At 71.7% G+C, this 10,660-nt stretch carries 8 protein-coding genes; 4 read left to right on the forward strand and 4 right to left on the reverse strand.

Annotation, left to right across the window (positions count from 1 at the left end):
• Positions 1 to 19: 19 nt before the first annotated feature.
• Genes BM013_RS24860 through BM013_RS24870 form a run of 3 tightly spaced genes read right to left on the reverse strand, consistent with a single transcriptional unit; the run spans position 20 to position 5,687 of the window.
• Complete coding sequence (locus BM013_RS24860; protein ID WP_093130309.1) at positions 20 to 3,118, reverse strand: efflux RND transporter permease subunit; 3,099 nt, start codon at positions 3,116 to 3,118, stop codon at positions 20 to 22.
• The gene (locus BM013_RS24865; protein ID WP_093130310.1) at positions 3,115 to 4,275 is read right to left on the reverse strand and encodes an efflux RND transporter periplasmic adaptor subunit; all 1,161 of its coding nucleotides are present in this window, start codon (positions 4,273 to 4,275) and stop codon (positions 3,115 to 3,117) included. The genes BM013_RS24860 and BM013_RS24865 overlap by 4 nt, the downstream gene beginning before the upstream one ends.
• Complete coding sequence (locus BM013_RS24870; RefSeq protein ID WP_177225556.1) at positions 4,272 to 5,687, reverse strand: TolC family protein; 1,416 nt, start codon at positions 5,685 to 5,687, stop codon at positions 4,272 to 4,274. Before BM013_RS24870 ends, BM013_RS24865 begins: the two co-directional genes overlap by 4 nt.
• A 127-nt stretch (positions 5,688 to 5,814) precedes the next feature.
• On the opposite strand from BM013_RS24870, the gene BM013_RS41310 reads away from it, so the two are divergent.
• The 3 genes from BM013_RS41310 to BM013_RS24885 are packed head-to-tail and all read left to right on the forward strand — an operon-like array spanning position 5,815 to position 8,513.
• Entirely contained in the window at positions 5,815 to 6,405 is a 591-nt protein-coding gene (locus BM013_RS41310; RefSeq protein WP_177225557.1) for a phosphatase PAP2 family protein, read from the forward strand.
• A 12-nt stretch (positions 6,406 to 6,417) separates the two neighbouring features.
• Positions 6,418 to 7,074 (forward strand): response regulator transcription factor, encoded by a 657-nt coding sequence (locus BM013_RS24880; RefSeq protein ID WP_093130312.1) that lies wholly within the window; start codon positions 6,418 to 6,420, stop codon positions 7,072 to 7,074.
• A gap of 2 nt (positions 7,075 to 7,076) precedes the next feature.
• Positions 7,077 to 8,513 carry an ATP-binding protein gene (locus BM013_RS24885; protein ID WP_093130313.1) on the forward strand — a complete coding sequence of 479 codons (1,437 nt, stop codon included), beginning with the start codon at positions 7,077 to 7,079 and terminating at the stop codon, positions 8,511 to 8,513.
• Here BM013_RS24885 and BM013_RS24890 read toward each other — a convergent pair.
• The gene (locus BM013_RS24890; RefSeq protein ID WP_093130314.1) at positions 8,499 to 9,143 is read right to left on the reverse strand and encodes a DedA family protein; all 645 of its coding nucleotides are present in this window, start codon (positions 9,141 to 9,143) and stop codon (positions 8,499 to 8,501) included. The genes BM013_RS24885 and BM013_RS24890 overlap by 15 nt on opposite strands.
• A gap of 211 nt (positions 9,144 to 9,354) precedes the next feature.
• On the opposite strand from BM013_RS24890, the gene BM013_RS24895 reads away from it, so the two are divergent.
• Positions 9,355 to 10,239 carry a hypothetical protein gene (locus tag BM013_RS24895; RefSeq protein ID WP_256221662.1) on the forward strand — a complete coding sequence of 295 codons (885 nt, stop codon included), beginning with the start codon at positions 9,355 to 9,357 and terminating at the stop codon, positions 10,237 to 10,239.
• Positions 10,240 to 10,660 lie beyond the last annotated feature (421 nt).

Genomic DNA, 10,660 nt, shown 5'->3' on the forward strand with positions numbered 1-10,660 from the left:
CGCCCCCGGCCGCCGGTTGCTACGCCGGATGGCCGGCCACAGCCCCTGCGGCAAGCCGTGAACGCGTGCGCGCATCGCGCGCCCGCTCGATCCACGCGTACAGCGTCGGCATGAAGAACAGCACCAGCGGCAGCTGCACCACCAGCCCCGAGATGATCGCGACGGCCAGCGGCTGCTGCATCTCGGAGCCCGCGCCGATGGCCAGCGCCAGCGGCAGCAGCGTGAGGATGGCCGCGAGCGTGGTCATGGCAATCGGCCGCGCGCGGAACTGGCCGGCGCCCACCAGGCTGCGGCGCAGGTCGCGGCCCGCGCGGTGGCGCTGCCGCTGCTCCGAGAAATAGAACACCGCCACCTCGGTCGCGATGCCGATGATCATGGTCATTCCCATCATGGCCGAGATGTTGAGCTCGATGCCCGTGAGCCACAGCCCGATGAAGACCGCCGACACCGACAGCAGCGAGGTGCACAGGATCGACACCGCCACGGCGAAGCTCTCGTACAGGAACAGCAGCAGCAGGAACACCAGCGCCACCGCGGCCGCAAACACCGTCATCAGGCCCTTGAACGCGATCTGCTGCTGCTGGTAGAGGCCGCCGAGCTCGTAGTAGACCCCCCGCGGCAATGCGCCGTTGGCCGCCAGCGCCTGCTTGACGTCCTGCACCACCGAGCCGAGGTCCCGGCCTTCGATGCGGCCCGTGACGGCGATCATCGACTTGAGGTTTTCGCGCGTGATCTGCGGCTGCCCGCTCAACGTCTCGAAGGTGGCGATCCGGCGCAACGGCACCAGGTGGCCGTCGGGCGCGCGCAGCGGCAGGTCGTCGAGCTGCGCCTGCGTCGCGCGGCTGCCCGCCGGCGTCCAGACGCGCACGCCGACGATCTTGGTCTCCTGCGCATAAGACGTGGCGACCGAGCCCGCCAGCGCCGTCTGCAGCGCGCGCGTCACCTGGTCGGGGTCGAGCCCTTCCACCGCCGCGGCCACCCGGTTCACATGCACCGCGATGGCATCGCCGGCCGGGTTGATGCCCGAGCGCACCTCGACCAGCCCGGGCACCTTGCCGATGCGCCGCGCCACCTGCTCGGCCGCGCCGGGCAGCAGCTTCGGGTCGGCCGCGAACAGCTTCACCTCGACCGGCTGCGGCACCGCCGTCAGGTCGCCGATCAGGTCTTCCATGAGCTGCGCGAGCTCGACGTTCACGCCCGGCACCTGGTGCTCGACGCGGTTGCGCACGTCCTGCATGACCTCCTGCACCGGGCGCCGCTTGCCGGACTTCAGCCGGATGAAGAAGTCGCCCTGGTTGGTCTCGCTGAGGCCGCCGCCCAGGCCGGTGGCGGTGCGGCGCGAGTAGGTGTCGACCTCGGGCGTGTCGCGCACGATGGTCTCGACCTGCCGCAGCAGCCGGTCGGTCTCCGACAGGGCGGTGCCCGGCGGCGTGCGGTAGTCGAGGATGAAGCCGCCTTCGTCCATCGACGGCATGAAGCCCGTGCCGACCTGCCGGAACGCGAACCCGCCCGCGCCGAGCAGCAGCGCCACGCACACCACCAGCACCCAGGGCCGCGCGATGCAGCGCAGCAGCCAGTGGCGGTAGCGCAGCTTGAACCAGCGCGTGGCGCGGTCGTCCGGCGCGGGCCTGTGCTGCCTGCCGAGCAGGAAGTGCGCGAGCAGCGGCACCGCCAGCCAGGTGACGAGGAACGAGATGGCCAGCGCCGACGCCATGGTGAGCGACAGCGCCTTGAAGAACGCACCCGTCACGCCCGAGAGAAACGCCAGCGGCGCGAAGATCACCAGCGTGGCCGCGCTCGAGCCCGCCAGCGGGCGCAGGAACTCCATCGCGGCGTCGACCACGCCCAGGCGCGTGCCTGCACCCTCCCGGCTCGCCTCGGCCAGCCGGCGCTCGATGTGCTCGATCATCACGATCGCGTCGTCGATCACCAGCCCCACGGCCGCGGCCATGCCGCCCAGCGTCATGATGTTGAAGCTCATGCCCAGCAGCTGCAGCACGACGATGGTGATGGCCAGTACGGCCGGCACCACCAGCACGGCGATGGCGGTCACGCGCAGGTTGCGCAGGAACACCACCAGCACCAGCGCGGCGAGCACCACGCCGATCAGGATCGCGTCGCGCACGCTGCTGGCCGAGGCCGTCACCAGTTCGCTCTGGTCGTACCAGTTGGCCACGCGCACGTCCTTGGGCAACTGCGGCGCGAAGCCGTCCAGCGCGGCCTTCACGTCGGCGGCGATCTGCACGCTGTTGCTGCCCGGCTGCTGGCGGATCGACAGCAGCACCGCATCGCGGCCGTCGGCCGTCACGCGCAGCCACTCGGGCGTGGTCGAGCGCGCCACGCCGGCCACGTCGCCGATGCGCACCACGCCGTTGGTGCCGTTGGCCACCACGGTCTGGCGCACGTCGTCCACGCCGGCCAGCCGTGTGTCGGCCAGCACCAGGTAGAGCTTGTAGTGGTCCTCCAGGCGGCCGGTGGCGCTCAGCGAGTTGCCCGCCGCGAGCGCTTTCGACAGGTCGTCCATCGACAGGCCGTAGGCCTGCAGCCGGCGCGGATCGGCGGTGACGCGCACCTCTTCCGACGCGCCGCCCTGCACCTGCACCGTGGCCACGCCCGCGATGCCCGAAAGCAGCGGCCGCAGCTGGTAGCTCGCGAGGTCACGCAGCGCGGTCGGCGACAGGCTCTTGGAGGTCAGGCTGTAGGCAATGATGGGAAACACCGTCGGGTCCATGCGGCGCGCCGCGACGCGCGTGCCGGGCGGCAGCTGCGACTGGATCTGCGCCACCGCCGCATTCACCTGCAGCGTGGCGGCCACCATGTCGGTGCCCCAGTCGAAGCTCACGGACACCTCGGCGCTGCCGCGGCTGGTGGTCGAGCGCACGTTGGTCACGCCGGCGATGCTGCGCACCGCCTCCTCGACCGGGCGCGTCACCTGCAGTTCCATCTGGCTCGCGGGCTGGTCGCCGGCGTCCAGCGACAGCGACACGCGCGGAAACTGCACCGTCGGAAACAGCGACACCGGCAGCCTGAACGCGGCCAGCGCGCCGGCCAGCGCGAGCAGCGCCACCAGGAACAGCACGGAACGGCGATGCGCGGACAGCCATGCCGCCGCCTTCACCTGGCGCCCTCCCGGACCTTCATGCCTTCCTTGAGCTCGTAGTTGCCGAGCGACACCACGGGCAGCGCGGCATCGATCGCGCCGTCGACGGCGACCTGCCCGTGCACCTCGGCGCGCGGCTGCACGCCCACGCGGTGCGCCGCGCCGTCGCGCACCTGGTACACATAGTCGCCCTGGCTGTCGTTGAGCACCGCGAGCCGCGGCACCAGCCAGCCGTCGACGCTGCCGGTCGAGATGCCGGCCTGCACCCGCATGCCGAGCACCAGCGCACCGGCCGACGCGGCCGGCACCTGCACCACGACATTGACCAGCTGCGTCTTCGGATCGACCAGGTCCTGCAGGCTCGCGACACTGCCCACGGCCGATGCTGGGGGGGGCGAGACCGCCGATACCGCCGATGCCGCCGCGCCGGTCGCGCCGGTCGCGCCGTCGCCGGCCGGCTGCGACGGCAGCGCCGTCAGGCTCACGGGGTCGCCCACGTGCACCGCCGCGCGGCGCGCCGGCTCGATGCCGAGGTTGACGCGCAGCGTGTCGACACGCCCGAGCTGCAGGATCGGCGCGTTGGCCGCGAGCCGGTCGCCGAGCGCCGCGTTGAGCGCCGTCACCACGCCATCGAACGGTGCCGTCACGGCCGATTCGCCGGCACCGGCGCCGGTCTTGCGCAACGCATCGAGCGCGGCCTGCGCGTCCTGCTCGGTCTTGCGGGCCGCCTCGACCTGCGACACGGTGGCCAGCTGCAGCTTGAAGAGCGCCTGCACGCGCTGGCTCTCGCCCTGTGCGAGCTTCCATGCGCTCTGCGCGTTCAGGTAGGCGGTCTCCGAGGCCGGGTCGCCGGCCACGCGGGCCAGCACCGCGCCCTTGCGCATGCGCTGGCCCACCACCACCGGCAAGGCCACGAGCTGGCCCGCGCGCGGCAGGCTCATCGACTCGGACTGCGCCGGCGCCACGTCGCCCCAGGCCGTCACGCTGACCGGCACGCGGGTGCGCACGGCGGCAACCGACGCGATGCTGGCCACCACGTCCTGCGCGGGCGGGGCGGCGGTGGTCTTGTTCGCGGCGCCGGCCTTGAACATCAGCACCGTGCCGCACGCCAGCAGAGCGGCGGCCACCACGGCGGCAACGGCCGTGAGCTGGAGGGAGATTCGATGGGACTTCATGCGTGTTCCTTGAGGGCGGCGTCGTAGCCGCCGGTGAGGGTGAGCAGGCCGACGCGCTGCTCCTGGAGGGCCTGCATGGCGTCGATGCGTTCGCCCTGTTTGGCCAGCAGCGCGGCCTGCGCGCTCGCAAGGGCGAGCGCGTCGGCGTTGCCCGCCTGCCATGCGGCGTGCACGCGCTGCGCGCTGGCTTCGAGCTGCACGATGGCCGCGTCGATGCCGGCGAGCTGGCGCAGGCTGATCGCCTGCTCGGCCGTGACGCGCGCGATGTCGCTCACGCCGGCATTCAGGCGCTGCTGGTACTCGGCGCGCAGCTTGTCGCGCGTGGCGTTCTGCACGGCGATCTCGCCTCGGTTGCCGTTGAACACCGGCAGGCCCAGCGTGATGCCGAAGCCGCGCGTGTAGCTGTTGCTGGTGTCGCGCGAGCGCTGCACGCCGAGCGTGAGCGCGGGGAACTGGCCGAGCAGCGCCACGCGCAGGCGGGCGTCCTGCGCGGCATAGCCCTCGCGCAGTGCCGCGATGTCGGGGCGCGCCGCGAGCCGGCCGTCGGCCCCGGCCCGCACGGCTTCGGTGTCGAACGGAGGCAGGGCCGGGCCGCCCTGCAGGCGCAGGGCGGTGTCGGGCGACAGGCCCAGCAGCGCGTGCAGGTCGCTGTCGGCCTGGTTGGTCTGGCGCTCGAGGTCGTGCAGCTGGCGCTCGACGTCCTGCAGCGCCGCCAGGTGCGGCGCCACCGCATCGGCCGTGAGCAGGCCGGCCGCGAGCGCCTCGCCGGTGCGGCGGTAGCGCTCGGCCATCAGCGTGCGCGTGCGCTCGAGCAGGCCGCGCCGCCGCTGCGCGGCATCGAGGCGCACGTACAGCAGCCGGGCCTGGGCGATCACCTGCCACTCCTGCCACAGCAGGTTGCCGCGCGCCTGCCGCACGTCGGCGTCGGCGGCATCCACCGTGGCCGCATGCGTGATCAGCGCATTGATGGCGTAGCTCGCGCCGGCCACGAAGGCGCTCGTGATGCCGGCACCGGTCACGTCGGGAAAATCACGCGTGAGGCTGACCTGCGGGTCGGGCAGCAGCCGGGCCGCGAAGGCCTGCGCGGCCGACACGCCGGCCGCGCTGCGAGCGATGCGCAGCTCGGGGTTGTTGACCACCGCGAGCGTGGCGACCTCGTCGAAGTCGAGCCCGTCGCTGGCGTCGAACGCTCGGGGCGCCAGCGCGGGCAGGGCGCCTTCGATGCCGTCGAGCGCGGCGTGCGGCACCGTCGCGGGGAACGAAGGCGCGCCGGGCAGCGGCGCGGCGTGGTACGTGGCGCAGGCGCCGAGCGCCGCACCCAGCGCACAGATCGCGCCGAGGGTGGAGAGCTTGAAGAGCGTTGTGAGCCGCGGTGCGCGCCAGGGGGAGAGGGAATGTGCTGGGGCAGTCATGTCGGTGCGTCCTGCCCCGCAGCTTCGGGGCCGGCGACTTACCGAAGCCTTAAGGTGCTTCGCCGCGCAGGGATTGGCGGGACTTAAGCCGGCGTTAAGTGACGAACGGCAAACATGCGGCCCCTGCATGACCTTCGACAACATCCACCTTTTCGAGTTGATCAACGCCGGCGCGCAACCCGGCTGGACCACGCTGGCGCTCGCGCGCGCCGTGGCGCAGTGGCTGGTGCTGGCCGTGCCGGTGGCCTGGCTGGCGCTCTGGGCGCGCGGCGCCCGCGCGGTGCGGCACGACCTCGTGCACGTGGCGGTGAGCGCCGCGCTGGCGCTCGGCCTCGCGCAACTCGTGGGCCTGGCATGGCCCTCGCCGCGGCCGTTCGCGGTGCACCTGGGCCACCAGTACCTGGCGCATGTCGGCGACCCGGGCCTGCCGAGCGACCACGTCACGCTGCTGTGGAGCCTCGCGTTCGCGGTGCTGGGAACGGCACGCGGTTCGTGGCTGGTGTTTCCGCTGCTGGCGGCGGGCTTGCTGGTCGGCTGGGCGCGGGTCTACCTCGGCGTGCACTTTCCGCTCGACGTGGCCGCCGCGCTGCCGGTGGCGGCGGTGGGTGCCGGGCTGGCGCTGGCGCTGCGCCCGGCGCTGGAAACATGGAGCCGGCCGCTGTGGTCGCGCTACGATGCCTGCGAGCGCGCCGCGTTGCGCTTCCTGCATCTGGACTGAGGCTTCACACCCATGCGCCTGCTACTCGTCGAGGACGATCCCATGATCGGCAAGGCCGTGCGCCAGGGCCTGCTCAATGCCGGCTTCGCGGTCGACTGGGTGCACGACGGCGCCGCCGCCGAGCTCGCACTGCGCGACGCGGTCTACGACCTCGCCATCCTCGACCTGGGGCTGCCCGTGAAGGACGGCATGGCGCTGCTCGAGAGCATGCGGCGCCAGGGCAACCACCTGCCGGTGCTCGTGGCCACCGCGCGCGACGCGGTCGCCTCGCGCATCGCGGGCCTCAACGCCGGCGCCGACGACTACCTGGTCAAGCCCTTCGACATGGACGAACTGGTGGCGCGTGCGCGCGCGCTGATCCGCCGCCGCGCGGGCAGCGGGTCGTCGCAGCTGGTGGCCGGCGAACTGGTGCTCGACCCGCTGCGCCGCACCGTGACGCAGGCCGGCGCGCCGGTGTCGCTGTCGGCGCGCGAGTTCGCGCTGCTCGAAACGCTGATGCAGCGCCCCGGCGCCGTGCTGTCGAAGGAGAAGCTCGAGGAGTCGATGTACGGCTGGGGCGAGGAGATCGGCAGCAACGCGGTCGAGGTGCACCTGCACTACCTGCGCAAGAAGCTGGGCAGCTCGGCCATCGTCAACGTGCGCGGCGTGGGCTACCGCGTCGCGGACTGATCTTGCGCTCGCTCAGACGCGGACTGCTGCAATGGACGCTGGGCGCGCTCGCGTTCGGCTCGATCCTGCTGGTGCTCGTGAGCTACGTGTTCGTGCTCGACGAGATGAACGAGGTGCTGGACGACAACCTGCGCGAGGTCGCCACCTCGGTCGCGCGCTTCCACACCAGCGGGCAACTGCTGGCGGTGACGCCCTCGCGCCCGCGCGGCGAACCGGCGCCCGACCAGGGCGACCTTGTCACGCGCGTCTGGCGCCGCGACGGCCGCGCCGTGGACGGGCCCGACAGTGCCTACGCATTTCCCTTTTCCGCCGAGCCCGGCGCGCGCCGCCTGATGCTCGACGGCGTCGAGTGGCGCGGCTTCACGGTGGTCGACGAGCGCTTCGTGGTGCTCGCCGCGCAGCGCACGGCGGCACGCCAGCAGATGGCGGTCGAGGCCGCCTCCAAGCTGCTCGTGCCGCTGCTGGTGCTGGCGTCGCTGATCGCGGCGCTGCTGGTGGTTGCGTTGCGCCGCGGGCTGGCCCCGCTCGGCGAGGCCACGACGCAGATCGCGCAGCGCAACGCGCTCACGCTCGAGCCGATCGACGGCGCTGAAATGCCCGGCGAGCTGCGCCCGCTGGTGGGCGCGTTCAACGGCCTGATGAAGCGCGTGGCCGACGCCTTTGCCACGCAGCAGCAGTTCATTGCCGATGCGGCGCACGAGCTGCGCTCGCCGGTGACCGCGGTGCGGCTGCAGATCGACCTGATCGAGCATGCCCACGATGCGTCGGAGCGCGAGGCCACGCTGCGCGACGCCCGCGAAGGCATGGACCGGCTGCAGCGGCTGGTCGAGCAGCTGCTGCAGCTGTCACGCGCCGGGCCGGATGCGATCGAGGCGCGAGGCGCGCAGCGCGAACCGGTGGACCTCGACCGGCTGGTGCTCGACACCGTGTCGGCCTTTGCCCGCACCGCGTCGCTGCGGCAGGTCGACCTGGGCGCCGAGGCCCACGCGAAGACGCGCGTGGCCGCCGATCCGCACGAGCTGCAGGTGGTTCTCAACAACCTGGTGCGCAACGCGCTGCACTACGTGCCGCCCGGCAGCCGCGTGGATGTCGCCGCGTCGGTGGCCGAAGACGGCACGCCGATGCTGTGCGTCAGCGACGACGGCCCCGGCATTGCGGCGCCCGAGCGGGAGCGTGTGTTCGACCGCTTCTACCGCGGCGCCGGCGAGCACGTGCGCGAGGGCGATCCGTCGGGCAGCGGGCTCGGGTTGGCCATCGTCAAGGCGCTGGCCGGGCGCAACGGCGCGAGCGTGTCGCTGCATGACGGGCACGGCGCCGGTGGGGGCGTGGGCCTCGCGGTGCATGTGCGCTTCGACGGTGGCGGTGCGCAGCCGGCGCGCCCGGCGCGTGCGTCGCATCAGACGCCGCCGGCCGGCGGCGGCGCGTCAGCCGGGCGTTGAACGCGACGAGCGAATGGCGCCGGTCACCGCGATCGCGCCCGGGACCAGGATCAGCGCCCAGATGATGATCTCGAGGTGGTCGCGCACCAGCGGCAGATTGCCGAACAGGTAGCCGGCCGCGCACAGCGCGAACACCCACAGCATGCCGCCGGCAATGTTGAAGGCACTGAAACGGCCGCGGTCCATGCCCGCCACGCCGGCCACGAAAGGCACGAAGGTCCGCACCAGCGGCATGAAGCGCGCCAAGACCACCGTGATGCCGCCATGCCGTTCGTAGAACGCGTTCGCGCGGTCGAAGGCCTTGCGGTCGAGCCACCGCGAAATGCTGCCGTTCAGCACCTTCGGACCGAAGTGCCGCCCGAGCGAGTAGTTGCATTGGTCACCCAGGATGGCCGCCAGCAGGAGCACGGGCACCGCGATCGCCAGCGAGATGTGGCCGGTGGCGGCGAGCGCGCCGACGATGAACAGCAGCGAGTCGCCCGGCAGGAAGGGCGTGACCACCAGGCCCGTCTCGGCGAACACGATCAGGAACAGCAGTGCATGGACCCAGAGGCCGTAGGCCGCCACGAACGCTTCGAGATGCCGGTCGATGTGGAGCGCGAAATCGATGAGGAAACTGACGGTGGTCATGCGAGTGGGTGGGGAACGTGGACGGTCGCGGTGCGAAAGCCATGTTGGCTGGCCGCGACTTACCGGATCCTTAACGCCGGGCGCCTTGCCGTCGCTTCCATGCAGGCCATCGCGTGATCGTGCGATCGTGCGATCACGCGATCGTCAGGCCCGGTGTGGATGCCGGGGGTTAAGTGCGTCTTAAGTCGCGGCGATCGACACTGCCGCAGACATGCAAGCCTTGCACTTCCTCTTGCGCGGCGCCGCCGCGATGGCGCTGAGCGTTGCCGCGATGCTGGCGGTTCCGCCCGCGCACGCCGCCGCGGGCACCTCGGGCGCCGACGACCTGTCCGCCAGGCTGGTCGTGTTGCGCGAACAGCTGGACCGCTCGCCGCTGAAGCGCCCGGTGCTGCTGCACGCGAGCGACACGGCGAACGGGTTGCAGGGCGAGGTGTATGCCATCGTCGACCATCCGCTGGCCGCCATTTCCGCCGCGCTCGGCAAGCCCGAGGCGTGGTGCGGCGCGCTGCTGCTGCACATCAACAACCGCGCCTGCAGCGTGACCGGCGGTTCGGGCGGTACGGGCGGAGTACCCGTGATCTCGCTGGGCGTTGTACGAAAGTACGACCGCCCGGCCGACAGCGCCTTTCAGCTGGCCTTCGATTTCCGCGTGGCGCAGGCGACGCCGCAGCACCTGGCGGTGGAGCTCCATGCAGCCCAGGGGCCCTTGGGCACGGGCAACTACCGGATCGTGTTCGAGGCGGTGCCGGTCGATGCGACGCGCAGCTTCCTGCACTTCTCGTACGCGTACGACGAGAGCACCTTGACCGCCGCGGCCATGCAGGCCTATCTCGCGACCTTCGGCCGCTCGAAGGTCGGCTTCACCGTCATCGCGAAGGCGGCCGATGGCGAGCCCGACTACATTCGCGGCACGCACGGCCTGCTCGAGCGCAATGCCATGCGCTACTTCCTCACGGTGGAGGCGTTCCTGGCCGCGCCGGACGCGGCCGGCCGCCGCAACGCCTGGTACTCCGCCAGCGAGAAGTACCCGAAGCAACTGCACGAGATCGATCGCGCGACGTACCTCGAACTCAAGGCGGCCGACGAGCGTCGCTAGACGCGGCCCGCGCTGGCAAGGCCGTAGCCCATACAGCCCCTCATTCGCTGAACCAGTAGATCAGCCATGAGCAGACGCCGGCCAGTCCGGCGACAAGCGCGAGCAGATTGCCCACGCGGGATTCCGACCGGAGATTCAGGTTGCGAATGACGCTCGGCATGCATTCTCCTCGGCGAAAACAGAACGGGATAGAGACTGCCATCCACAAAGTGTTTGTCAATCCATCGATAGTTCGCGGCGGGTCTGTCCATAGCCCGATAGGCCGCCGATAGGCCTATAAGCAGGTGGCCCGGGCCCAGCGCTTTGCTCAACCCTTGGCTCGGCAAGCGGCCAGCGCGTCCAGCGCGGGCTTGTAGGTGGGCGTGGTCACGTCCATCACGCCCAGCACCGTGTGGTACAGGTTGTCGTGCGTGAGCGGTGC

This window comes from Variovorax sp. OK605, assembly GCF_900115445.1.
Classification (GTDB): Bacteria; Pseudomonadota; Gammaproteobacteria; order Burkholderiales; family Burkholderiaceae_C; genus Variovorax.